Raw genomic sequence first — 22,430 nt, forward strand, 5'->3', positions numbered from 1 at the left:
GTGAACCTCCGGAAGGGAAGGGACCATCATGGCCGACGAACAGGAGACTCCTCGACCGGAGCGAGTACCCGTCATGCAGCGGCTGCTCGACAATCCGTTCCTGTTGCTGGTGTTCGGGATCACGATTCCGACGGTACTTTATCTGATCTGGGGCGTGATGGAGATCGTCTCGATCCCGCTCGCTCAATAGGAGTCCGAGATGGCCATCACCCCTCCACAAAACCGGATTTGGTGGAACGAGCCGATCCACAAGATCGAGATGAGCTGGATCGTCATCGCCTTCCTCTGGGGCCTGTTCATGTTCTTCTTCATGATCGCCTGGCACTTCATTGGCGAGCAGAACCTGTCGACAGAGACCTACCGGATCAACCCCGACAAATATGTCGAGAAGGTCGAGGCGTTCGCCGAGAAGTGGCAGGTCGGCGAGGAGGAGGGCGTGCCGGTGGTCCGTCCGCCCGCCGGCGAGGACGTCTTCCTGCTCGCGCGGCTGTGGGAGTGGTGGCCGATCCTCGAGCTGAAGAAGGATCAGAGCTACCGCATCCATATGAGTTCGGCCGACTGGCAGCACGGATTCTCCCTGCAGCCGACAAACATCAACATTCAGGTTCACCCCGGATACGAGCACATCCTGATCCTGACGCCCACCGAGTCCGGGGAATTCAGCATCGTGTGCAACGAATATTGCGGCATCGGCCATCACCAGATGACCGGTCGGATTCGCGTAACTGAATAAAGGAGAGCGCCATGACCACGATCGATGCAGGCGTCGCGCCTGGCGCTTTTTCCGAAGCGGTCTTCCGCAAATGCGGCTACACGGGGCTGAAGGTCGACATCGCCGCCCAGCGGCTGATCAAGGCCAATGCGGTGGCCGCCGTCGTGTTTCTCATGCTCGGCGGGCTGATGGGGGTGGCGGTCGCGCTGACCCGCTGGCCGGCGGTGCATCTTCTGCCGGCCGAGTGGTTCTATCTGGTTCTGACCGGGCACGGCGCCAATGTACTCTTGTTCTGGATCATCTTCTTCGAGATCGCGATCCTCTATTTCGCCTCGGCGATCCTTCTGAACTCGCGCCTCGCGGCGCCGAAATTCGCCTGGCTCGGCTTCGTGCTGATGATTGTCGGCGCATTGATGGCGAATTACGCTGTGCTGCGCGGCGACTCGACCGTAATGTTCACCTCCTATCCGCCGATGATGGCGTCGTCCTGGTTCTATCTGTCGCTCATCCTGTTTGCCGTCGGCGCGCTGATCGGCGTCGCCGTCTTCTTCGGAACCCTGGTCATCGCCCGGGCGGAGCGCACCTATGAGGGGTCGATCCCGCTGGTCACCTTCGGCGCGCTGACGGCGGCGATCATCGCGGTTTTCACCCTCGCGTCCGGCGCGATCATCCTGATCCCGACGTGGCTCTGGTCGCTCGGACTGATCTCGAACATCGATCCGCTGATGTACAAGGTCGTCTGGTGGGGCATGGGCCACTCCTCGCAGCAGATCAACGTCTCGGCCCATGTCTCGGTTTGGTATCTGATCGCGGCGCTGGTCGTGGGCGCGAAACCGTTGTCCGAAAAGGTCAGCCGGACCGCCTTTCTGATGTATATCCTGTTCCTGCAGCTCGCCTCGGCGCATCATCTTCTGGCCGAGCCCGGCATGAGCGCCGAGTGGAAGATCATCAACACCTCCTACATGATGTATCTGGCCGTCATGGGCTCGATGATCCACGGGCTGACCGTTCCCGGCGCGATCGAGGCGGCGCAGCGGCGTAACGGCTTCCGGAAGGGCTGGTTCGAGTGGCTGCAGAAGGCGCCCTGGGCCAACCCTGCCTTCTCCGGCATGTTCCTCAGCCTCGTCATGTTCGGCTTCATCGGCGGTATCTCCGGTGTCGTGCTCGGCACCGAGCAGCTCAATGTGCTGATGCACAACACCATCTACGTGCCCGGTCATTTCCATGGCACCGTCGTCGCCGGCACCACGCTCGCCTTCATGGCGGTGACCTATCTGGTGCTGCCGCTGATCTTCCAACGCGAGGTCATCTGGCCGAAGCTGGCCACATGGCAGCCCTATCTGTTCGGCATCGGGGCAGGGGGCATCTCCCTGTTCATGATGGGGGCGGGCACACTCGGCGTCGCGCGCCGGCATTGGGACATCACCCTGACCGATGCGGTGCATGCCTTCGAGTATGCGCCCGGTGCCTTCCTGATGATGGGCCTGAACGGCATCTTCGCGCTCATCGCGGGGCTGGGCGGCGCGCTCTATATCCTGATCACGGTCGGCACCGTGTTGTTCGGCAAGAAGCTCGACACCGCCGGGGCGCAGCCGATGCACTTCCCGCTGCACGCGCAGGGACCGCATGCGGCATCGCACTACGGCAGCGAGGGCACCGTCAAGTTGCCGGGCACGATCGTGCTGGTGACGATCTTCTTCGTCTCCTTCGTGCTCTACTACTTCGTGAACTGGAAGTATCTGTCCGATCTCTGGCTGTTCCGGTGAGGGCGGTGCGATGCTGGCCGCGCTCCGCATAACCGGTTCGATCCTGAAGCTGAGGATAGGCTTCGCCGTCGCGCTGGCGGCGCTGGCCGGGATGCTGGCCAGCGAGGGGGCGCTCTCGCCGCTGCCGGCCGGCGTCTTCCTGCTAGCGGTCCTTGGCGCCAGCGGCGCGGCCGGCGCCTTCAACCATTACTGGGAGCGCGAGAGCGACCGGGACATGCGGCGGACCCGCGCCCGGCCCTTCGCCAGCGGCCGCCTCAAGCCCGGTCCGGTCTGGCCCGTGACCTTCGCCGGGCTGCTGCTCGCCTCGCTGGTCATGGCGTGGTCGGTCGGAGGTTCCCTGGCGGCGTTCTGGCTGTTTCTCGGCGCCATCACCTATGGCTGGGTCTATACCGTCTGGCTGAAGCGGCGGAGCGTCTGGAACATCGTGGTGGGCGGCGCGTCCGGCAGTTTCGCGATCGTCGCCGGCGCGGCGGCGGTCGGCGGCGAAATGCAGGCGACACCGGTAATCCTCGCCCTCGTCATGTTCTTCTGGACGCCGCCGCACTTCTGGTCGCTGGCGGCGGCGAAAGGCGACGACTACCGGCGGAGCGGCGTGCCGATGCTGCCGGTGATCGTGTCCGAAGCGGTCTGGGCGCCGATCATCCTCGGCCACGCGGCCCTGTTGCTGGTTCTCTCCCTCTTGCCGCTCGCCACCGGCATGGGACCGGTCTACGGCATCTTCGCGCTGGCTGGCGGTGGGCTGTTCCTGTGGCGCTCGGCGCAGCTTTGGGCGGCGCCGTCGCGGCAGACCGCGATGGCCAATTTTCGCGCCTCGCTCGTGCAATTCGCGCTGCTCGTCACGGGCGTCTATCTCGATGCCGCGGTCCGATGGGCGACCTGATCCGCCATCTCGCCGTGGCCGCGTTCGTCCTTGCTGGCGTCTTGCCATTGCCGGCGCAAGGCGCCGAGAGCTTCGACCCGGCCGTGGTCGTAGCCGCGAGCGAGGCCGCGGTGGGCGGGCTCGTCGGCGATTACACGCTCGTCGACCGTCATGGCGCGCCGCTCCCGCTGGCCGCGCTTCGCGGCGAGCCGCTGGTGGTCAGCATCGTCTATACGAGCTGCGCGTCGGTCTGTCCGCCGACGACGCAACGGATTATCGAGGCGGTCGAGGAGGCGCGTCGCGTCTTCGGCGCACAGCAATTCTCGGTGCTGACACTCGGCTTCGACGCCCGCAACGACACGCCGTCCCGGCTCGACGCCTTCGCCAAAATGCAGCGTATTCCCGAGGCGGACTGGCGGATCGCCAGCGCCGACGCGGCGACGCTGCGGCGGCTTCTCGCCGATCTCGGGTTCAGCTATCGCGCCGCCGCCGGCGGCTTCGAGCATATCACGCAGACGACGATCCTCGACGCCGGGGGGCGCGTCTATCGTCAGGTCTATGGCGACGACTTTCCGATCCAGATGCTGCTGGAACCGCTCAAGGAGCTGATCTACGGCACGAGCCTGCGCGGGATCACCCGCGAGGGCCTGATCGATCGGATCAAGTTCATCTGCACGACCTACAATCCTGCGACCGGCGTCTATGAATTCGACTATGCGATCGGCTTCGGCATCGTGCTCGGCGGGCTCTCGCTGATCCTGACCGGGATCGTGATCCTGCGGCTCTGGCTCGGCAATCGACGATTGACGGCTCGGGGACGGAGCCGCGCATGAGCGCCTCCGTCACGATTCTTTGCCGCGGCTTCGACCGGATCGAACGGGCGCTCGACGCCGTCTTCGGCCCGGAATGGAACCCGATGGCCCAACTCGGCACGCTCGGCTGGTTCCTGTTCTGGATCGTCACGGCGACCGGGGTCTACCTCTTCATCTTCTTCGATACCGGCGTGGTGAACGCCTATACGTCGATCGAGTGGCTGACCAACGACCACTGGTTCCACGCCGGCATCGCGCGGAGTTTTCACCGCTACGCGTCCGATCTGATGATCGCGGTCATGCTGGTTCATCTGGTCCGCGAATTCGCCAGGGGGCGTCATCGCGGCGCGCGCTGGTTCTCCTGGATCACCGGCGTGCCGCTGATCTGGCTGGTCTACATCTCCGGCATCACCGGCTACTGGCTGGTCTGGGACCGGCTGGCGCAATATGTCGCCATCGCCAGCACCGAGCTGCTCGACTGGCTACCTATCTTCGGCGAGCCGATCGCGCGGAATTTTCTCACGCCCGAGGCGTTGAGCGGGCGGTTCTTCACGCTCCTTGTCTTCCTTCATATCGCGGTGCCGCTGATCCTGTTGCTAGCGATGTGGATCCATATCCAGCGGATCACCAATGCCCGGACCGCGCCGTCGCGCGAACTCGGGGGCATGGTTCTGGTCGGCCTGTTGGTCGCCTCGCTGCTCTTGCCGGCCCGCTCGCAAGCCGCGGCCGACCTGGCGATGGTGCCGGCGCAGGTCGGGATCGACTGGTTCATCCTGCCGCTTTATCCGGTGATGGATCTGGTGCCGGCGGGCGCGATCTGGGCCGGCGTCGTGCTCTTCAGCGTTGGAATCTCGGCCTTGCCCTGGCTACCGCCCAAACCCCGTCCGGCGCCGGCCGAAGTGTTCCTCGACCATTGCAACGGCTGCAACCGCTGCGTCGAGGACTGCCCCTACGGCGCGGTCACACTGGTGCCGCGCACCGATGACGCGCCGTTTCCCCACCAGGCCGAAGTCGATCCCGATCGCTGCGTCGCCTGCGGCATCTGCATGGGGTCATGCCCGTCCTCGACGCCGTTCCGCCGCTCCATCGATCTGGTGACAGGAATCGATCTGCCCGACCTGTCTCTGAAGATGGTTCGCGAGCAGGTGATCGAGGCCGCCGAGACGCTGGAAGGGGCGGGGCGGGTGCTGACGCTGGCCTGCGCCCATGGCGCGGCGGGACGGGAAATGCCGGGACGGGTGGTGTTGCCCTGTGTCGCCATGGCGCCGCCATCGCTGATCGACTTCATCCTGTCGCGCGATCTGGCCGACGGCGTGGCGATCGCCGGTTGCGCCGAACGCGAATGCCAGCACCGGTTCGGCATCGAATGGACCGAGCAACGTATTGCCGCGATCCGCGATCCCTATCTGCGCGCCAGGGTGCCGCGCGCCCGGCTGGCGACGATCTGGGCGGGGCCCACGGAAACGACGCGGCTAGAGCATGAATTGGAGGCGTTCCAGGATCGCCTCGCGACGCTGCCAGTCGATGATACTGCGACGGCGGGAACGCCGTCGCGGTCCGCCCGGTCGCTCGAGGAGATCGCGCCATGAGCCGGATCCGCCGCATGATCCTCGGCACCGCCGTGACGACGCTGGTGGCCACCGGTGCTGCATTTTTTTCGGCCGCGCCGTCATGGCGAAGCCTGCCGGAGGGGACGGGCGTGGTGAAGCTCAGCTTCACCCATGGCGGCGCGCGCAACTGCCGACAGCTCGACGCCGAGGAACTGGCGCGATTGCCGGCGAATATGCGCAAGCGTGAGATCTGCGATCGCGAGCGCGCGGCGCTTCGGCTCGAACTCGACATCGATGGTGAGCCGGCGCTTCGCGCCGAATTGCCGCCGAGCGGCCTGGCCGGCGACGGCCCGGCCCGGATTTACAAGCGCTTCCCGCTCGGCGCGGGCGATCACGAAATTGCCGTCCGCCTGGCCGACACTGGGCGCGCCGAGGGCTTCGACTACGAGGCCGCGCGCCGCATTACCCTAAAGGCAGAGCAAAATCTCGCCATCGACTTTCGCCCCGAGCAGGGCGGCTTTGTCTTCAACTGATTTTTTTCTGGGAGGAGCACCGATGCCCCGGATGGAATGGAAAGACAGCTATAGCGTCGGCGTTCCAGCCGTCGATCACGAGCACAAGGAGCTGATCGATCTCGTCAACCGGCTGGGCGACGCGCTGACCGGGAACGGCGATGCGGTCGCCGCCTTCGGCGACCTGTTGCGCGGGATATCGGCCCATTTCGCGCTGGAGGAGAAATTCATGCGCGAGCACGACTATGACCAGATCGCGCAGCACAAGGCCGATCACGAGCGGTTGCTCGACGAACTGCGGGATATCATGAGCGATTTTGAATCCGGCACCGGGCCACAGGCCGACCGGCTGGTCGCCGCCCTGGATCCCTGGTTCACCGAGCACTTCAAGACGCATGACGCCCGGCTCCATTCCCGCCTCGGTCAGCATCCGCATTGACGGCCGGGCCGCGGGGCGCGCCGGTCTCTTCGTTTGCTCCAAGGCGAGGCGCGCCCATTTCGCGATCGCCGCTGCCTGCAGGACCTGCAAGAGCCTGGCCTGAATCTCGATGACCCTAATGGAGCGTCTGCGCGCTCACGGATGAAGCAGGGCTTCGCCTCGGTGGGGGCGCTCAAATCGTTCCGAGGACGGCGATGCAGTCGCCGGCCCTGACCAGACCGGGAAAGTGCCGGGCGGCGAGTATGCCGTCCATCTTGGCGGTGAACTCGAAGGGCGCCGATCCGGTGCGGTCGATTGGCCAGGCGCGACCGATCGGCTGACCCTTCACCACCGGGTCGCCGAGATCGACGAGCGGCTCCATCATGCCGTCAAGTTCGGAGAAGGTGAAGCAGTCGGCCGAGGGCATGTCGAGCCAGCGGCTGTCGCGCCGCTCGACTTCGCCCTTCAGAATGCCGGCGTGGCGTAAGAGATTGGTGGTGCCGCGTTTGGCGATCGCCGCGGTCCGTGCGGTCGCGGTGCCGCCGCCGCCGAGTTCGGTGGTGACGAACACCTTGCCCATCGCCTCCGCGGTCGTATCCAGCATGCCAACCGCGTCGATCTCCAGCATCTTCACCGACCACGGCGCGCCGAAGGCGGCGACGGCGGCGAAACTGGCTGCCTCCTGCCGCTTGTCCTCCAGAATGTGGGCGGCGGCGAAGGGTAGAAAGTCGAGCGTACGGCCACCGGAATGGAAATCGAGCACGATGTCGGCGAGCGGCAATAGATGGCGGGTGACGTAGTCGGCGATCTTTTCCGTCGGGTTGCCAAAGGGCGCGCCGGGAAAGCTGCGGTTGAGATTGCCCTTGTCGATGGGCGAGGTGCGGGTGCCGGCGCGAAACGCCGGGTAGTTGAGCGCCGGCACGATGATGACGCGGCCGGTGAGCGCATCGACGGACAGTCGCCGGGCGAGGTCGAACAGCGCGATCGGTCCCTCATATTCGTCGCCGTGATTGCCGCCGGTCAGAAGCGCCGTAGGACCCTCGCCGTTTCTGGCGACAGTAATCGGGATCAGCACAGAGCCCCAGGCGGAGTCGTCCCGGCTGTAGGGCAGACGCAGGAAACCGTGCTGGATGCCGTCGGCCTCGAAGTCCACCGTGGCGACGATCGGCGAGGGGGTCAGCGTGGGGCTCATCAGCATCGGCCTCAATCCTTGACGAAGAGCTGGCGCGGCACGTCGGCGAGAAGATCGTAGCCGGTGTCGCTGATGGCGATCGACTCGGTGATCTCGAGGCCCATGTCTTCCAGCCACAAGCCGGTCATGAAATGAAAGGTCATGCCGGGCTTCAGTTCGGTTCGGTCGCCCGGGCGAAGGCTCATCGTCCGCTCGCCCCAGTCCGGCGGGTAGGACAGCCCGATCGGGTAGCCCGTCCGGTTGTCCTTGGTGATCCCATATTTCTTCAGCACCGCATAGAACGCGTTGGCGATGTCCTCGCATGTATTGCCGGGCTTGGCGGCCTCCAGCCCCGCCTCCATGCCTTCCAGCGTCGCTTTCTCGGCGTCGAGGAAGGCCTGGGTCGGCTTGCCGAGGAAGACAGTGCGCGACAGCGGACAATGATAGCGATTGTAGCAGCCGGCGACCTCGAAGAAGGTCCCTTCGCCGCGCTGCATCGGCAAATTGTCCCAGGTCAGATGCGGCGCCGAGGCGTCAAGGCCGGAAGGCAGCAGCGGCACGATCGCCGGATAATCGCCGCCATAGCCGTCGATACCCCTCGTGCCCGCGTCCCAGATCTCGGCCACGAGATCGCATTTGCGCATACCGGGTTCGGCTTTTTCCAGGATGCGCCGGTGCATCGCGCCGACGATGCGGCCGGCGATACGCATGTATTCCAGCTCTTGCTCGCTCTTCACCGCGCGTTGCCAGTTCACCAGTGCGGTCGCGTCGACGAAGCGGGCATTCGGCAGGTGCTTTTGAAGCGACGCAAAGGCCGCTGCAGAGAACCAGTAATTGTCCATTTCAACGCCGATGACGCCCTTGCCCCAGCCGCGGTCGGCGATCACGGTGGACAGAAAGTCCATCGGATGACGCTCGGTGGACTGCACGTAATGGTCGGCATAGCCAACGATGTTGTCGGCGGCGAGATAGGCGGTCCGTTTGGCACCGTTGGCATCCTGTCCGCGGCCGAACCAGACCGGCTCGCCCTCATGCGGCACGAGAACTCCTTGGTGGACATAGAAAGACCAGCCGTCATAGCCGGTGAGCCAGGCCATGTTGGACGGGTCCGAAACGTACAACAGCTCGATCCCGTCGGCAGCCATCGCGGCGCGGGTCTTGGCGAGGCGCGTGGCGTATTCGGCCCGCGTGAACTTCAGGTTCGGTTCTCTCATCGGTGCATCCACTCGGGCGGTTTAACTGGTGAAGGGGGTGCCTGCGTTGGTTTCCACGGCGCGGGCAAGGGCAAGGGTGGCGATTGCGGTGTCCTGGACGCCGGTGCCTGTGAGATCGCAGAATGTCAGCCCATTCGGATCGGCGCGGCCGGGCGCGCGACCGCAGACGATCTCGCCGAGCTCCGCGAAGGCGCGGTCGGTCGTGACGAGCCCGGCGGCGATGGCGTGGTGCAACTCGCCGAGCCGGCGCGTCTGCGGGAGGCTGTCGGCAACGTAAAGGTCGGCGCGGGTGACGAGGGCGGGGTCGACTTCGTTCTTGTGCTCGGCGTCCGATCCCATCGCGGTGACGTGCTGGCCGGGCGCGAGCCAGCCGGCTTCGAGGATCGGTTCTTCGGACGGCGTCGTCGTGACGACGATATCGGCGCCGGTAACGGCCGTCCGGGCGTCGGAAACCGCCGCGACAGGAATCGACAGCTCGGCCGACAGCGCCGCCGCCGCGGCCTCGGCCTTGTGAGGATCGCGGGCCCAGATCCGCGCCTCGGCGATCGGCCGCACCAGCATCAACGCCCGCAATTGCAGCCGCGCCTGGACGCCGGCACCGAGGATCGCGGCGGTCCGCGCGTCCGCGCGCGCCAGATGCCGGGCCGCGACGGCACCGGCTGCGGCGGTGCGCACGTCGGTGAGATAGCCATTGTCCAAGAGCAGCGCCTCGACGAGGCCGGTCCGCGACGCGAAAAGCACCATCATGCCGTTGACGCTCGGCAGGCCGAGCTTCGGATTGTCGAAGAAGCCCGGGCTGATCTTGATGGCGAAGCCGGAGAGGCCCGGCACATAGGCGGTCTTGACGTCGACTTCGCCGCGATGCTCGGGAATGTCGAGGCGCAGGATCGGCGGCATCGCCACCTGTTTGGTCGCCAGAGCGGCGAAGGCGGCCTCGATCGCGTCAACCGCCGCGAGATCCAGCGGCACCAGCGTGCGCAGATCGCTCTCCGTCAGGATGCGCATCTCGGGCATCAGTCGGTCTCCTCCAGCCCGTCCGCGCCGTTGACGACACGGCGATGCAGGTCCATGGCGATGTTGCGGCCGGACAGGAGCGCGACCGTGGCGCCGGTCGGTTCGACCTTGCCGGCGAGCAGCGCCGCGACGCCGACGGCCGCGGCGCCCTCGACGATCTCGCGTTCGTTCTCGTAGACGTGGCGAATGCCAGCGGCGATCTCGGCTTCGTCGAGCAGCACGATGTCGTCGACCAGCGCGCGCGTCGTCTCGAAGGTCCAGGCATTCGCCAGCCCGATACCGCCGCCGAGGGAGTCGGCGAGGGTCGGCAGTTCCTCGACCTCCACCGGATGCCCGGCCGCAAGGCTTGCGGCCATCGCCGCCCCGCGTCGCATCGACAGGCCGACGACCCGGATCTCGGGCCGCAGAGCCTTTACGGCGATGGCAATGCCTGCGATCAGACCGCCGCCCGATAGCGGTATCAGAACCGTAGCCGCGTCCGGAACATCCTCGATGATCTCCAGACCGATCGTGCCCTGGCCGGCGACGATGTGAGGATGGTCGAAAGGCGGAAGACCGGTCATCCCCTCTTCGGCAATCAGCCGCTCGACCTCGACCTGCGCCTCGTCCTGGGAACGGCCGATGATGCGGATCTCGGCACCGAGCGCCTTGATCGCCTCCAGCTTGTTGTCCGGCACCAGCGAGGACATGCAGACGACGCAGCGCACGCCCTCCGCAGCGGCGGCATGGGCAAGCGCCCGGCCGTGATTGCCGGTGGAGGTTGCGACGACGCCGCGCCTGCGCTGCTCGTCCGTCAACTGCGACAGCGCGTTGGTGGCGCCGCGTAATTTGAAGGCGCCGGTGATCTGGCGATGTTCGTGCTTCAGATGCACCGGGACGCCCGAAACGGCGGACAGGCTGGGCGAATGATCGACCGGTGTGCGGCGGACGCGGCCGGCGATACGGCGGGCGGCCTCTTCGATGTCCGGCAGCGTGACGCGCGGCATGGAGTCTAGCCCTCCGCCGGCATGGCTACGCTCATCAGCCGGCCGGCATCCGGCCGGTCGGCCCACGCGTTGCAATGATGGAGGCACGCCCATGCGGTTGCCTGGTTGCTCGTGACGACGGGACGGCCGATCCGTGCCTCGATGGCCGCAACGACGGAGGCGGAGCGAAGCGCCGTGCAGGAGATGAACAGCGCCTCGGCGTTCGCGGCGGTGGCATCCACGGCTGCTTCGATCAGCGAGTCTCGCGCGATCCGGGCCATCTCGCCGTCATCATCGAGTCCGAGGCAGGTGCAGCTTTCGATCTGAAAGCCTTTGGTTTCGAAATAGGCCGCCATCGGCTCGCTCACCGCCACCGTATAGGGCGTGAGGACGCTGATCCTTCGCGTGCCAAGGGCCTTGAGGCCCGCGGCAGACGCAGCCGCCGGCGTCACCACCGGAACATCGGGCTTCGCCGCGTGGATCGCGACCGCAACGGCGGTGTCGCCGATCACCACCGAGGCCGAGGTGCAGGAAAAGCAGATCACGTCGAGCCGGTCGTCCGGCAACAGCAGGGCGGCGGCGCTCTGGAGCCGGGGCTGCATGGCGCGCAGGTGCTCCGCCGTCGTGGGATTGGCGAACGCGATCCGGGTCGCAAACAGGCCGATCCGGTCCGAGGCGACGAGACGGGCGAAATCGGCCTCGGTGGAGTGGTCGGTCGCCAGAAGAATCAGTCCGACGCGCTTTTCGACTGCGTACGGGTCGAAGCGAAGAGAGGACCGTGCCGGGTGAATCTCAATGCTCATGGGCAGCTTCAATGGGGCCATCGCTTACGGCTTTGCGAGCCTGCGACGAACGCGGACGAGGGCGCGTCGCTAACTCGGTTGATCGCGGCATGGGCGGCGTCCGTCGGCGGGTTATGAGACAGGTGATACCCGCCGCAAGCGGCTGCCGAGAGCAGGTACAATAGGTACGTGATCATAATTTGTGCATGCCTGACAATCAGGCGGTTCGTCCTTTTCCCTTCCCCGGGGCAGCGATTCCTCCTGCGTCGGCACCTCGATATGGTCAATCGCTCTCTCGACAGCCGCGGCGATATTCAGAAGCATGAAGGCACATTCCGTGAATTCCCGAACGTTCTTGTTGCCGGCGCACCGGCCCGGCGCGTCATGAAAAAGGAAGTCGAAATGCTTCTCGCTCGGGCGGGAAAAGCGCGCTCTGAAACAAGAGTTTAGCCGGAGTGAGAGGGGTTGTCCGTCCTGCCCGGGGATCGAATTGATCATTGAGGGGACGGTTGAAATCTGAAGGATCACGATAAGTGGCGTCCGGGGGGAGTGGAAATTCCTTGCGGACTCCGCTCCAATATTTTCAGACCAATTGCGCCCATTGCGCAGTAGAAGAGGAGAGCTCCATGTCCAATCTCGTTTCCAGGTCTCGCCGTAAATTGGTGGCGACGGCGCTCGCGACCACGACGGCGCTGGCGCTGCTATCGGGTTCGGCTGCCGCCGCCGAGTGGAAATACGCCATCGAGGAGGCGCTGGAGGAGGTCCAGGGCGTCTACGCCCAGAAGTTCAAGGAGCATGTTGAGGCGAATTCCGACCACACGGTCGCGATCTTTCCCTTCGGAACGCTCGGCGAATCCGCTGACACCACCGAGCTCGCGCAGATGGGCGCGATCCAGTTCGTCGATCTGTCGCCCGGCTTCACCGGCAGTCTGATTCCGGAACTCCAGGTCTTCCTGCTGCCTTACGTGCTGCCGGAGGAGCCCGACATTCTGGCCGATTTCTACAAGACGTCGGAGACGATCAACAAAGAGCTCGCCGCTATGTACGAGCAGCAGAACCTGCATCTCATCGACATGTTTCCCGAGGGCGAGGTGGTGATGACCACCAAGGAGGCCGTCAAGGCGCCGGCTGATCTCGACGGCGTGAAGTTCCGGGTGATGACGACGCCGCTCCTGGTCGAGACCTACAACGCCTTCGGCGCGACGGCGACGCCGCTGCCGTGGGGCGAGGTGTTCGGCGCGCTGCAGCTGAACATGATCCAGGGCCAGGAGAACCCGATGTTCTTCGTGGAATCGACCAAGATGTACGAGGTGACGGACCACATCACCTTCACCGGCCACAATACCTTCACCACTGCGGTCGCAGCCAACAAGGCCTTCTATGATGGGTTGTCGGAGGATGATAAGGCGGTGGTCTCGGCGGCTGCCGACGCCGCCTACGAGCACATCATCGAGTATCAGAAGGGCTTGCAGGACGAAGCCCTGGCCAAGATAAAAGAGGCTAAGCCGTCGATCACGGTGACGACGCTCACCGATGAGGAGCGTGCGCCGTTCCGCGAGGCGGCCAAGAAGGTCCGCGACAAGTTCGTCGAGATCACCGGCGACAGCGGCAAGAAGATCCTGGAGGGCTTCGAGGCCGATATCGAAGCGTCCACGAAGCGCGTCAAAGGCGACGGCTAAGGTCTGTCGCGCCATTCCCGGGCGGGTAACCGCCCGGGGCTTGCGGCGGCGAAGCAGTTCGCGAGGGCGAGCCAGGGAATGAGGTGCCGATGAACCGACCAGATCCGTCAGTGAACCCGCAGGCCGAGGCGGGCGACGCGCCGGCTTCCTCGGAGACGTCGGTGACGACGGAGGCCGCCGCGACAGCGCCGGCCGTTGCGTTTTCAGGCCTCCTGCGTCCGCTGGAGATTCTCGACCGGATCATCGCCATGATCGAGGCGTTCATTCTCACGGCCGGCATTCTCGTCATGGCGGCGAGTTCTGTGGCGAATGTGATCGGCCGGTTCGTCTTTGGCCAGAGTCTGTATTTCGCCGAGGAACTCAACCAGTTCCTCATCATCATCGTGACCTTCGCCGGTATCGGCTTCGCGGCGCGCCACGGCCGCCATATCCGCATGTCGGCGATCTACGACGAGTTGTCGCACGGGCTGCGAAAGAGTTTGATGATCGTCATCGCGTTGGTGACCGCCACGGCCATGTTCATCCTGGCCTGGTACTCGTACCAGTACGTCGTCAGCGTCTATCAGACCGGCCGCATCTCGCCGGTAACGCGGGTGCCGATCTTCCTGACGCTGGTCTGGCTTCCGCTCGGCTTCGTCATCACCGGCATCCAGTACGTCCTGACGGCGATCGCCAATTTGACGCGACCGGACGTTTATCTCTCTGTCTCGGTGGTCGACACCTACGAAGACAACGAAACCGAGGTCTAGGCGGGGCGCCGCGAAACCGGCGGGTACCGCAAGGAAAGGGCTTTGATGGCAACGGCGATGATCCTCACCATGGTGGTGCTCCTGCTTCTGGGGTTCCCGATGATGATCCCGCTGATTGCGGCGACGATGGTGGCGTTCTTCTTCTACCTCCCGATCGGCCCGGAAATCATGGTGCAACAGATGCTCGCCGGCATCCGGCCCGCGGCCCTGATCGCCGTGCCGATGTTCATCCTGGCGGCCGACATCATCACCAAGGGCCATTCCGCCGACCGGCTGATCGACATGGTGATGAAGTTTGTCGGCCATATACGCGGCGGGCTTGGCGTCGCGACGGCGACAAGCTGCACGCTGTTCGGCGCCGTTTCCGGCTCGACCCAGGCGACCGTCGTCGCCATCGGCGGTCCGCTCAGACCCCGCATGCTGAAGTCTGGCTACGGCGACAGCTTCACCCTGGCGCTGATCGTCAACGCCTCCGACATCGCCATGCTGATTCCCCCGTCGATCGCCATGATCATCTACGGAGTCATCTCAGGCACCTCGATCTCCGAGCTGTTCATCGCCGGCGTCGGGCCGGGCCTGCTGATCCTCCTTCTGTTTTCCGCCTATTCGGTCGTCTACGCGCGGCGCAACAACATTCCGACGGAACCGAAGGCCTCCTGGCGAGAGCGCATCGCGGCGGTCGGCGGGGCGGCCTGGCCGCTCGGCTTTCCGGCCATCGTGGTCGGCGGCATCTATGGCGGGATTTTCAGCCCCACCGAAGCGGCCTCGGTCTGCGTCGGTTACGCGCTGGTTCTGGAACTGGTGATCTTCCGCTCGCTCGGGCTATCCGACATCATCGACATCGCGAAGTCGACCGGTCTCATCACCGCCGTCGTCTTCATTCTGGTCGCGGCAGGGGCGGCGTTTTCCTGGGTGATCTCGTTCGAGCAGATCCCCCAGATGATCCTCGGCGCGCTGGGTCTCAACGAAGCCGGCCCGATCACCGTCCTGGTGGCGATCTCGATCGCCTTCTTCATCGGCTGCATGTTCGTCGACCCGATCGTCGTCATCCTGGTGCTCGTGCCGATCTTCGCGCCGCTGGTCTCCGGCCTGGGGCTGGACCCGGTGCTGGTCGGCGTCATCATCACGCTGCAGGTGGCGATCGGCTCGGCGACGCCGCCCTTTGGCTGCGACATCTTCACCGCGATCGCGATCTTCAAGCGCCCCTATATGGACGTCATCCGCGGCACGCCGCCCTTCATCATCATCCTGCTAGGGGTGAGCATCGCGCTGATCGCCTTTCCCCAGATCGCGCTGTTCCTGCGCGATCTCGCCTTCCGCTGAAGGCTGACCTTTCCCTCGATCCGCAAGAGGCTTTTCTCGCGCCATGTACAAGACAATCCTCGTTCCGGTCGACGGCTCGGCGATGGCGATGCGGGGGCTCGACGTGGCCGCCGAACTCTGCCGAACCTTCGGCGCCCGTCTGATCACGCTCTGTATCTATCGTCATCACTCGCCGCTGGAGGCCTCGCTCTCGATGGTGCGGGCGCGCGGCGAACGACAGCGCCCCGACGATGCGCTGAAGAGCTATGCGAGCGATATCGCCAACGCCGCCAAGGAGCGGGCGCTCGAGGCGGGCGTGGAACACGTCACGTCTTACGCCAAGCGCGGCCAGCCGGCCCGCGCCATCGTCGAGTTCGCCGACGAGCATGATTGCGATCTGATCGTGCTCGGCGCGCGCGGCAATGGCGATCTGGAAGGTTTTCTGCTCGGCTCGGTGTCGCACAAGGTGGCTTCTCTGACCCGCAGACAATGCCTCATCGTGCGCTGAGGCCGGCCAACGCCTTGTGGACGCGGGGCGAACAGGCGGTCTATGCAGTGGGATCGAATTACGATCCGGGATTTCCCCATGGCACGAGGCCGCATCAAGCTGGACGACCGCGACATCAAGATTTTGACGATCCTGCAGAAGGAGGGGCGGATACCGAAGGCGGCCCTCGCCGAGCGTGTCAATCTGTCCCCGACACCTTGCTGGGAACGGCTCAACCGCCTGGAGGAGGCCGGTATCATCGAAGGCTACACCGCCTCGATCGCCGAAAGCACCTATGGGCCGCTCACCGTACTCTTCGTCATGATCGAGATCGAGAGCCACCGTAAGGAGGACTTCGCGCAGTTCGAGACGGCGATCGCCTCGGTTCCGGAGATCGTCGAGTGCTGGTCGGTTTCCGGCGGCTTCGACTATCTGTGCAAGTTCGTCACCCGTGATCTCGGCAGCTATCAGGCGATCGTCGACAAGCTCTTGGCTGACCATATCGGGGTCCGGCGCTACTTCACCTATCCGGCGATGACGTCGATCAAGAAGACCCCGATTCCGATTGAAATGATCTCCGAGACCACCCGATAGGGGCCGCGAAGACGGGCCATCGGACAAAGCCGCTTCTGGCAGGACAGCTCTCCGATCAACGCTCCAACTATGGCCGACCTCTCGGCGGCGAAGACGCTAGAACGACGTCGTGAAACGTCGCTCCGGCCTCGCCGCGACCTATGGGAGATCGCCATGTCCGCCCTCGCCGTTACCTTCGACCGCAGCCGCCCGCTTTCGCAACTCCGCGACGCAGGGCTGTTCATCGAGGCGGCGCTGATCGACGGCCGGTGGGTTACGACCGACGCGACGGTGGCGGTGCATGATCCGGCCAATCGCGAAAAACTCGGCGCCGTGCCGGCGCTGGGCGCGGCGGCGACGTCGCGGGCGATCGACGCCGCGGCCGCGGCCTTTCCGGCCTGGCGCGCGCTGTTGCCGCGAGAGCGGGCCGACATCCTGATGCGCTGGCATGGGCTGATTCTGGCTGCCCGCGAGGATCTGGCGCTGCTGATGACGCTGGAGCAGGGCAAGCCGCTCACCGAGGCCCGCGGCGAAATCGACTACGCCGCGTCCTTCGTTGCGTTCTATGCCGAGGAGGCCACACGCCTCAACGTCGAGACCGTGACCAGCCACCTGCCGGACGCGCAGATGACGCTCAGCCGTGTTCCGCTCGGTGTCGTCGGCCTGGTGACACCCTGGAACTTTCCCGCCGCGATGCTGACGCGCAAGGCCGCCGCCGCGCTCGCCGCCGGCTGCACTGCGGTCGCGCATCCCTCGTCCGAGACGCCGTTCTCGGCGCTGGCGCTTGCCGAACTCGCGCAGCGGGCCGGCATGCCGGCCGGCGTGTTCAACGTCGTCACTGGCGATGCCGCGACGATCGTCGGGCGGCTCTGCGAGGACGAACGGGTGCGGGCGATGAGCTTTACCGGCTCGACCGAGATCGGGCGGCTGATCGCGGCGCGGTCGGCGCCGACGGTCAAGCGCCTGATCATGGAACTGGGCGGTCACGCGCCGTTGATGGTCTTCGCCGACGCTGATCTCGGCAAGGCCGTCGACATTGCCATGGATGCCAAATTCGCGACCTCGGGGCAGGAGTGCCTCGCCGCCAACCGCATCTATGTCGAGCGGCCGATCTACGAGACATTCCTCGCCGCTTATGCCGACCGGATCGCGGCGCTCAAGGTCGGGCCCGGACTCCAGCCGGAGGTTGAGATCGGCCCGCTGATGCACGAGCGGGCGGTCGAAAAGGTCGATGCGCAGGTCAGCGACGCACTGGCGCGCGGCGCCCGCCGTCTGGCTGGCGGAGGACCTCATCCGGCCGGGCCGCATTTCTATCGGCCGACATTGCTCGCCGACGTTCCGGACGACGCGCTGATCATGCGCGAGGAGACCTTTGGCCCGGTGGCCGCGGTCGTTTCCTTCGACGGCGAGGACGAGGGCATCACGCGCGCCAACGCCACCGAATACGGCCTCGTCGCCTATCTCGTCACCCGCGACGCGGCCCGGGTCGCCCGCATGAGCGCGGCGCTCGAGTACGGGATGGTGGCGGTCAACCGGGTCCAGATCACCGGCGCGCCCATACCCTTCGGCGGCGTCAAGCAGTCGGGGCTTGGTCGCGAAGGCTCGCGCCTCGGCCTCGAGGCCTTCACCGACCTCAAATATGTCTGCCTCGACATGGCCTGAGCGGCCTCGAACGGCACGGAGACCGATACAGGAAAGGAGCTTGAAGATGCTCGACCAGACCAATGAACTGACCGCCTTCGACCGCGATCATTTCTTCCACCCCTCGACCCATATGGGCATGCATGCGCGCGGCGAGACGCCGACCCGCGTCGTCACCGGCGGCAAGGGCGCGACGATCGTCGACCGCGACGGCAGGGAGAGTCTCGACGCATTCGCCGGCCTCTACTGCGTCAATGTCGGCTACGGCCGCACCGAGATCGCCGACGCGATCGCCACGCAGGCGCACAAGCTGCCCTATTACCATGCCTATGTCGGCCACGGATCCGAGCCGGCGATCCAGCTCGCCAAGATGATCATCGACCGGGCGCCGGCCGGTATGAGCCGGGTCTATTTCGGTCTTTCGGGCTCGGACGCCAACGAGACCAACATCAAGCTGATCTGGTACTACAACAATGTGCTCGGCCGGCCCGAGAAGAAGAAGATCATCTCGCGCTGGCGCGGCTATCACGGCTCCGGCGTGATGACCGGCTCGCTGACCGGTCTTGCGCTGTTCCACAACGCCTTCGACCTGCCGCGCGCGCCGATCCTCCACACCGAGGCGCCGTATTACTTCCGCCGCGCCGACCGCTCGATGAGCGAGGAGCAGTTCTCGCAATTCTGCGCCGACAAGCTGGAGGAGATGATCCTCGCCGAAGGGCCCCACACGGTCGCGGCCTTCATCGGCGAACCGCTGCTCGGCACCGGCGGCATCGTGCCGCCGCCGGCCGGATACTGGGAAAAAATCCAGGCGGTGCTGACGAAATATGACGTGCTGCTGGTCGCCGACGAGGTTGTCACCGGGTTCGGCCGTCTCGGCACCATGTTCGGCTCCGATCATTACGGCATCAAGCCGGACCTCATCACCATCGCCAAGGGCCTGACCTCGGCCTATCTGCCGCTCTCCGGGACCATCGTCTCCGAAAAGGTCTGGGACGTGCTGGTGCAAGGCTCGGACCAACTCGGGGCGATCGGCCACGGCTGGACCTATTCGGCCCATCCGCTGTGCGCGGCGGCAGGCGTCGCCAATCTCGACCTGATCGACAAGCTCGACCTGATCGAGAATGTCCGCACGGTGGGCGCGCATTTTCGCGCGGCTCTGGCCGCGGCCCTTTCGGATCACGCCCATGTGGGCGAGGTGCGCGGCAACGGGTTGCTGGCGGCCGTCGAATTCGTCGCCGACAAGGACGACCGGGTATTCTTCGACCCGGAGCAGAAAATCGGCCCGCGGATCTCTGCGGCGCTCGCCGAGCGCGGCGTCATCGGCCGGGCGATGCCCGAGGGCGACATTCTGGGCTTCGCGCCGCCCTTCTGCCTGACGCAAGAGGAAGCCGATGTCGTGGTCGGCAAGACGTTGGAAGCCGTCGAAAGCGTTATGACGCAAATCTGACGAGCGGCCGGATCGCGGGGATCCTCGAAATGCCTTGATGCCGTCTCGATCGGGGAGCTTTTCCCGCGACGGAAGGCGCCGAAGGTGCGGTTTTGCCGTTCGAGGCCGCGGCGCCGCGCATCGCGACATTCGGAAGAAATCGCCCGGACGAAAAGGGTGGTGAGTGGATGCTCAGCCGAAAGGCAGAAATTTAACGGGATCGCCGGCCGCGAGGCTGTCGGTCTCGGCCGGAATGTCGGCCAGACCGTCGGCGCGCGCCAGTTCGGCCACCCGGGCCGAGAAGTCGGCCGGACCGGGCTGAAGAACCGGCAGGCCATCGCGGCCCGTGCCCACCCAGCGGACGGGGCGGAACTCGCGGCGCCCGGGTCGGCGGCTGAGGCCCTCGGACAAGCGCGCCATCAGGCGCGGGGGGCGATGATCGGCGCCGGTCAGCCCCGCGACGATAGGCCGGCCGAACACATGCCAGCTGACGAAGGCCGCGACCGGGTTTCCCGGTAGACCGAGCACGAGGGCCTGGCCGATACTTGCGATCGTCAGCCGCTTGCCCGGTTTCATCGCGACCTTGCGCACATGGATCTCGGCCCCGGCCTCGGCCAGCGCGCGGGGCAGATGATCCTCCTCGCCGACCGACGCGCCGCCGGACGTGACGACGAGGTCGGCGCCGCGACTTGCGGCGATCAGCGCGTCGGTAAAAGCTTGGCGGTCGTCGCAAATTATGCCGCCATCCGTCAGGTCGAGCCCGGGACCGGCCATCTGAGCGGCCAACATGGCGCGGTTGACGTTCCAGATATGACCCCTGTCCAACGCCACGCCCGGCTCGGCCAGTTCGGCGCCGTTGCTGAGCAGCGTGACTCGAAGCCGGCGCCGAACCGACAGATGTCCGGCGCCGGCCGCCGCTGCCGCGGCGATGTCGCGCGGTCCCAGTTGGCGACCGGCGGGCAGGATCTCGATACCGCGCACCATGTCCTGGCCGCGTCGGCGGATATTCTGCCCCGGCGCCGGCCGCGCCGCGATGATGATCAGCGCGTCTCGCCGTGTCACCGCCTCCTGCATCACGACTGTGTCCGCGCCGTCCGGCAGTGGCGCGCCGGTGAAGATGCGCGCCGCCTGTCCTCGATGCAGGGGGCCAGATGTCTGGCCGGCGGCGATCCGCGCGCCGACCGGTAGCATCCACGGGCCGTGGCCGCGAAGGTCGGCGGCGCGCAGCGCATAGCCATCCATCGCGGACGCGTCGAAGCCCGGCGCGTCGGCGGCGGCATGGACGGCTTCGCCCAGCACCCGGCCCACCGCCGCGCCGAGCGGCAGCGTCTCGCGGTCCGCCACCGGCCGCGCCAGATCCGCCGCTATCGCCAAAGCCCGATCGACGGAGATCAGATCGGCCGCCGTCTCGCAGCCGCATCCATAGCCCGGCTCGCCCCGGGTAGAAATCCCCGGTGACCGGGTCGTCATCACGCCACCTTCGACAATCGGGCCGCGCGCACCCAGGCCAGCAGGGCCGAGGGGTCGGCGGGCAGCCCCTCGGCCATGCCGTCGGTAAAGGTCTCAAACGCGGCGCGGTTGAGCCCGTTGATGCCGATGAGAACCGGCACGCCGGCGGCCAGCGCCTCGGCGATCAGGTCGCGAAACCCGTGCCCTTCGGCCTCGTGCTTGCCGAATTTGTTGAGGATCAGCAGATCCGCTCCCGCCGCCAGGCGCGGGCCGACCAGCGCCACCGCCTCTTCGAGCGCCGCCGGGTCGAGGCGGCAGCCGCGCGAGGCGGCCCCCAGATCCTGGCTGATGCGGATCACCGGGCCGTCGGGCAGCACCCGCACGTCCATGTCGCACTTATGCCGGTCCGGATTGACGCAATTGGTCTGGACCACTCCCGCCAGTCGCACACCCTCGGACAGAAGCGTCTCGGCAACCTCGCTCATGACCGTGTCGAGACGGCCCGGCTCGCTCGGTTGTACGGCGGCAATCAGCATGGAATTTCCTTTCGCAGCGTGGAATTCGCCCCCGGAGCGGCGGCGTGGTGGTCGTCTTCCCGGTTCAATGGGTCCACTCCGCCCCCGATTGTCCGAACAGGAAGCCGTTGGCGAAGCGCCGTTCCGGCGCCAGGGCCGCTAATTCGGCAAGCGCTTCGTCCGGAGCCATGCGGCCGTCAGCCGCCGCCCAAAACAGGCGCGCGACCTCTACCATGTCGCCGGTATGGGGCGAGAGCCGCAGCGCGCCGACGCCGGCCTCGGCCAGCGGCGCCAGATCGCCGGCGAGATTGGCCCAGCGCTCCGACACCGTCTGAACACCGTTGATCGCGAGAAAGGGTTGTCCGTCGAGGGTTTCGACCGGCAGGCCGTCCGGGTCCGCGTCGCAGACGAACTGACAGGAATCCTTCGCCAGGCCGGCGAGGCGGGCATGATAGCAGCGCGCCGAGAGCGCCAGCGGCAGCCGTCCGAAGGCCCAGACTTCCAGATCAACGCCGAGTTCGGTGCCGGCTTCCGCCAGCGTCTTGACCGACGAAAAGGCCAGTTCCGGCGGCAGGCAGAGCGATGTCGCCCCGCGCCCGGCCAGGAAGCGTAGCGTGCCTTCGTTGTAGACATTGACCAGCGGACCCACCGTGAAGGGTGAGCCGGGCGACAGGTAGCGCAACGCCGTCAGATCGTTGACCTCGACGGGCAGGCCGGATTCCGCCAACTCTGCCAACAGCTTGCGTTCGCGCCGCAGAGTGGCCAGTCCCAGCGAGGCAAGGGCGACATCCTTGCCGGCGCGCTGCAGCCGCTCGATTACCTCGGGGATTCGGT

At 66.0% G+C, this 22,430-nt stretch carries 23 protein-coding genes; 15 read left to right on the forward strand and 8 right to left on the reverse strand.

What is annotated here, in order from left to right; genetic code table 11:
* Positions 1–28 precede the first annotated feature (28 nt).
* The 8 genes from MJ956_RS14160 to MJ956_RS14195 are packed head-to-tail and all read left to right on the forward strand — an operon-like array spanning position 29 to position 6,650.
* Entirely contained in the window at positions 29–190 is a 162-nt protein-coding gene (locus MJ956_RS14160) for a hypothetical protein (protein ID WP_253965085.1), read from the forward strand.
* Between the two features lie 9 nt (positions 191–199).
* A complete protein-coding gene (locus tag MJ956_RS14165; RefSeq protein ID WP_253965086.1) occupies positions 200–733 on the forward strand; it encodes a cupredoxin domain-containing protein in 534 nt (177 codons plus the stop codon).
* Between the two features lie 11 nt (positions 734–744).
* Positions 745–2,478, forward strand: coding sequence for a cbb3-type cytochrome c oxidase subunit I (locus MJ956_RS14170; RefSeq protein WP_253965087.1), 1,734 nt, complete (start codon positions 745–747; stop codon positions 2,476–2,478).
* A gap of 10 nt (positions 2,479–2,488) precedes the next feature.
* Positions 2,489–3,358 carry a heme o synthase gene (gene cyoE, locus MJ956_RS14175; protein ID WP_253965088.1) on the forward strand — a complete coding sequence of 290 codons (870 nt, stop codon included), beginning with the start codon at positions 2,489–2,491 and terminating at the stop codon, positions 3,356–3,358.
* The gene (locus MJ956_RS14180; protein ID WP_253965089.1) at positions 3,346–4,170 is read left to right on the forward strand and encodes an SCO family protein; all 825 of its coding nucleotides are present in this window, start codon (positions 3,346–3,348) and stop codon (positions 4,168–4,170) included. The genes cyoE and MJ956_RS14180 overlap by 13 nt, the downstream gene beginning before the upstream one ends.
* The gene (locus MJ956_RS14185; protein WP_253965090.1) at positions 4,167–5,738 is read left to right on the forward strand and encodes a cytochrome b N-terminal domain-containing protein; all 1,572 of its coding nucleotides are present in this window, start codon (positions 4,167–4,169) and stop codon (positions 5,736–5,738) included. The genes MJ956_RS14180 and MJ956_RS14185 overlap by 4 nt, the downstream gene beginning before the upstream one ends.
* Positions 5,735–6,232: a hypothetical protein gene (locus MJ956_RS14190; protein WP_253965091.1), complete on the forward strand. Its 498-nt coding sequence runs from the start codon at positions 5,735–5,737 to the stop codon at positions 6,230–6,232. The genes MJ956_RS14185 and MJ956_RS14190 overlap by 4 nt, the downstream gene beginning before the upstream one ends.
* 22 nt (positions 6,233–6,254) lie before the next feature.
* Positions 6,255–6,650, forward strand: a complete 396-nt coding sequence (locus tag MJ956_RS14195; protein WP_253965092.1) for a bacteriohemerythrin — start codon at positions 6,255–6,257, stop codon at positions 6,648–6,650.
* 172 nt (positions 6,651–6,822) lie between these two features.
* On the opposite strand, the gene doeB is transcribed toward MJ956_RS14195, so the two are convergent.
* Genes doeB through eutA form a run of 5 tightly spaced genes read right to left on the reverse strand, consistent with a single transcriptional unit; the run spans position 6,823 to position 11,796 of the window.
* Positions 6,823–7,821, reverse strand: a complete 999-nt coding sequence (gene doeB / locus MJ956_RS14200; protein ID WP_253965115.1) for a N(2)-acetyl-L-2,4-diaminobutanoate deacetylase DoeB — start codon at positions 7,819–7,821, stop codon at positions 6,823–6,825.
* An 11-nt stretch (positions 7,822–7,832) separates the two neighbouring features.
* The gene (doeA, locus tag MJ956_RS14205; protein WP_253965093.1) at positions 7,833–9,014 is read right to left on the reverse strand and encodes an ectoine hydrolase DoeA; all 1,182 of its coding nucleotides are present in this window, start codon (positions 9,012–9,014) and stop codon (positions 7,833–7,835) included.
* Between the two features lie 21 nt (positions 9,015–9,035).
* The gene (eutC, locus tag MJ956_RS14210) at positions 9,036–10,028 is read right to left on the reverse strand and encodes an ectoine utilization protein EutC (RefSeq protein WP_253965094.1); all 993 of its coding nucleotides are present in this window, start codon (positions 10,026–10,028) and stop codon (positions 9,036–9,038) included.
* Complete coding sequence (gene eutB, locus MJ956_RS14215) at positions 10,028–11,014, reverse strand: hydroxyectoine utilization dehydratase EutB (RefSeq protein ID WP_253965095.1); 987 nt, start codon at positions 11,012–11,014, stop codon at positions 10,028–10,030. Before eutB ends, eutC begins: the two co-directional genes overlap by 1 nt.
* 5 nt (positions 11,015–11,019) lie before the next feature.
* Positions 11,020–11,796, reverse strand: coding sequence for an ectoine utilization protein EutA (eutA, locus tag MJ956_RS14220; protein WP_253965096.1), 777 nt, complete (start codon positions 11,794–11,796; stop codon positions 11,020–11,022).
* A gap of 605 nt (positions 11,797–12,401) precedes the next feature.
* Between eutA and dctP the strand changes: the two genes are divergently transcribed.
* The 7 genes from dctP to MJ956_RS14255 all read left to right on the forward strand — a co-directional run bounded on the left by dctP (position 12,402) and on the right by MJ956_RS14255 (position 19,653).
* Positions 12,402–13,454 carry a TRAP transporter substrate-binding protein DctP gene (gene dctP, locus MJ956_RS14225; protein ID WP_253965097.1) on the forward strand — a complete coding sequence of 351 codons (1,053 nt, stop codon included), beginning with the start codon at positions 12,402–12,404 and terminating at the stop codon, positions 13,452–13,454.
* A gap of 89 nt (positions 13,455–13,543) precedes the next feature.
* Entirely contained in the window at positions 13,544–14,203 is a 660-nt protein-coding gene (locus MJ956_RS14230; protein WP_253965098.1) for a TRAP transporter small permease, read from the forward strand.
* Positions 14,204–14,248: 45 nt separating this feature from the next.
* Complete coding sequence (locus MJ956_RS14235) at positions 14,249–15,526, forward strand: TRAP transporter large permease (RefSeq protein ID WP_253965099.1); 1,278 nt, start codon at positions 14,249–14,251, stop codon at positions 15,524–15,526.
* 43 nt (positions 15,527–15,569) lie between these two features.
* Entirely contained in the window at positions 15,570–16,013 is a 444-nt protein-coding gene (locus MJ956_RS14240) for a universal stress protein (RefSeq protein WP_253965100.1), read from the forward strand.
* A gap of 78 nt (positions 16,014–16,091) precedes the next feature.
* Positions 16,092–16,586 carry an Lrp/AsnC family transcriptional regulator gene (locus MJ956_RS14245; RefSeq protein WP_253965101.1) on the forward strand — a complete coding sequence of 165 codons (495 nt, stop codon included), beginning with the start codon at positions 16,092–16,094 and terminating at the stop codon, positions 16,584–16,586.
* A 153-nt stretch (positions 16,587–16,739) separates the two neighbouring features.
* Positions 16,740–18,227: an NAD-dependent succinate-semialdehyde dehydrogenase gene (locus MJ956_RS14250; RefSeq protein ID WP_253965102.1), complete on the forward strand. Its 1,488-nt coding sequence runs from the start codon at positions 16,740–16,742 to the stop codon at positions 18,225–18,227.
* A 46-nt stretch (positions 18,228–18,273) separates the two neighbouring features.
* Entirely contained in the window at positions 18,274–19,653 is a 1,380-nt protein-coding gene (locus MJ956_RS14255; protein WP_253965103.1) for an aspartate aminotransferase family protein, read from the forward strand.
* Between the two features lie 171 nt (positions 19,654–19,824).
* On the opposite strand, the gene MJ956_RS14260 is transcribed toward MJ956_RS14255, so the two are convergent.
* The 3 genes from MJ956_RS14260 to ubiV all read right to left on the reverse strand — a co-directional run.
* Positions 19,825–21,102: a molybdopterin molybdotransferase MoeA gene (locus MJ956_RS14260; RefSeq protein ID WP_253965104.1), complete on the reverse strand. Its 1,278-nt coding sequence runs from the start codon at positions 21,100–21,102 to the stop codon at positions 19,825–19,827.
* Complete coding sequence (locus MJ956_RS14265) at positions 21,102–21,617, reverse strand: DUF2478 domain-containing protein (RefSeq protein ID WP_253965105.1); 516 nt, start codon at positions 21,615–21,617, stop codon at positions 21,102–21,104. Before MJ956_RS14265 ends, MJ956_RS14260 begins: the two co-directional genes overlap by 1 nt.
* Positions 21,618–21,681: 64 nt before the next feature.
* The coding region (gene ubiV / locus MJ956_RS14270) for a ubiquinone anaerobic biosynthesis protein UbiV (RefSeq protein WP_253965106.1) at positions 21,682–22,430 on the reverse strand (749 nt) is incomplete at its 5' end.

The sequence above is a fragment of the Aurantimonas marianensis genome (assembly GCF_024195285.1).
GTDB classification, from domain to species: Bacteria; Pseudomonadota; Alphaproteobacteria; order Rhizobiales; family Rhizobiaceae; genus Aurantimonas; species Aurantimonas marianensis.

What these genes read in the sequence shown, in the direction of transcription:
- MJ956_RS14160 (WP_253965085.1), top strand. Translation starts at nt 29, where the DNA reads ATGGCCGACGAACAGGAGACTCCTCGACCGGAGCGAGTACCCGTCATG.
- MJ956_RS14165 (WP_253965086.1), top strand. Translation starts at nt 200, where the DNA reads ATGGCCATCACCCCTCCACAAAACCGGATTTGGTGGAACGAGCCGATC.
- MJ956_RS14170 (WP_253965087.1), top strand. Translation starts at nt 745, where the DNA reads ATGACCACGATCGATGCAGGCGTCGCGCCTGGCGCTTTTTCCGAAGCG.
- cyoE (WP_253965088.1), top strand. Translation starts at nt 2,489, where the DNA reads ATGCTGGCCGCGCTCCGCATAACCGGTTCGATCCTGAAGCTGAGGATA.
- MJ956_RS14180 (WP_253965089.1), top strand. Translation starts at nt 3,346, where the DNA reads ATGGGCGACCTGATCCGCCATCTCGCCGTGGCCGCGTTCGTCCTTGCT.
- MJ956_RS14185 (WP_253965090.1), top strand. Translation starts at nt 4,167, where the DNA reads ATGAGCGCCTCCGTCACGATTCTTTGCCGCGGCTTCGACCGGATCGAA.
- MJ956_RS14190 (WP_253965091.1), top strand. Translation starts at nt 5,735, where the DNA reads ATGAGCCGGATCCGCCGCATGATCCTCGGCACCGCCGTGACGACGCTG.
- MJ956_RS14195 (WP_253965092.1), top strand. Translation starts at nt 6,255, where the DNA reads ATGCCCCGGATGGAATGGAAAGACAGCTATAGCGTCGGCGTTCCAGCC.
- doeB (WP_253965115.1), bottom strand. Translation starts at nt 7,821, where the DNA reads ATGAGCCCCACGCTGACCCCCTCGCCGATCGTCGCCACGGTGGACTTC.
- doeA (WP_253965093.1), bottom strand. Translation starts at nt 9,014, where the DNA reads ATGAGAGAACCGAACCTGAAGTTCACGCGGGCCGAATACGCCACGCGC.
- eutC (WP_253965094.1), bottom strand. Translation starts at nt 10,028, where the DNA reads ATGCCCGAGATGCGCATCCTGACGGAGAGCGATCTGCGCACGCTGGTG.
- eutB (WP_253965095.1), bottom strand. Translation starts at nt 11,014, where the DNA reads ATGCCGCGCGTCACGCTGCCGGACATCGAAGAGGCCGCCCGCCGTATC.
- eutA (WP_253965096.1), bottom strand. Translation starts at nt 11,796, where the DNA reads ATGAGCATTGAGATTCACCCGGCACGGTCCTCTCTTCGCTTCGACCCG.
- dctP (WP_253965097.1), top strand. Translation starts at nt 12,402, where the DNA reads ATGTCCAATCTCGTTTCCAGGTCTCGCCGTAAATTGGTGGCGACGGCG.
- MJ956_RS14230 (WP_253965098.1), top strand. Translation starts at nt 13,544, where the DNA reads ATGAACCGACCAGATCCGTCAGTGAACCCGCAGGCCGAGGCGGGCGAC.
- MJ956_RS14235 (WP_253965099.1), top strand. Translation starts at nt 14,249, where the DNA reads ATGGCAACGGCGATGATCCTCACCATGGTGGTGCTCCTGCTTCTGGGG.
- MJ956_RS14240 (WP_253965100.1), top strand. Translation starts at nt 15,570, where the DNA reads ATGTACAAGACAATCCTCGTTCCGGTCGACGGCTCGGCGATGGCGATG.
- MJ956_RS14245 (WP_253965101.1), top strand. Translation starts at nt 16,092, where the DNA reads ATGGCACGAGGCCGCATCAAGCTGGACGACCGCGACATCAAGATTTTG.
- MJ956_RS14250 (WP_253965102.1), top strand. Translation starts at nt 16,740, where the DNA reads ATGTCCGCCCTCGCCGTTACCTTCGACCGCAGCCGCCCGCTTTCGCAA.
- MJ956_RS14255 (WP_253965103.1), top strand. Translation starts at nt 18,274, where the DNA reads ATGCTCGACCAGACCAATGAACTGACCGCCTTCGACCGCGATCATTTC.
- MJ956_RS14260 (WP_253965104.1), bottom strand. Translation starts at nt 21,102, where the DNA reads ATGACGACCCGGTCACCGGGGATTTCTACCCGGGGCGAGCCGGGCTAT.
- MJ956_RS14265 (WP_253965105.1), bottom strand. Translation starts at nt 21,617, where the DNA reads ATGCTGATTGCCGCCGTACAACCGAGCGAGCCGGGCCGTCTCGACACG.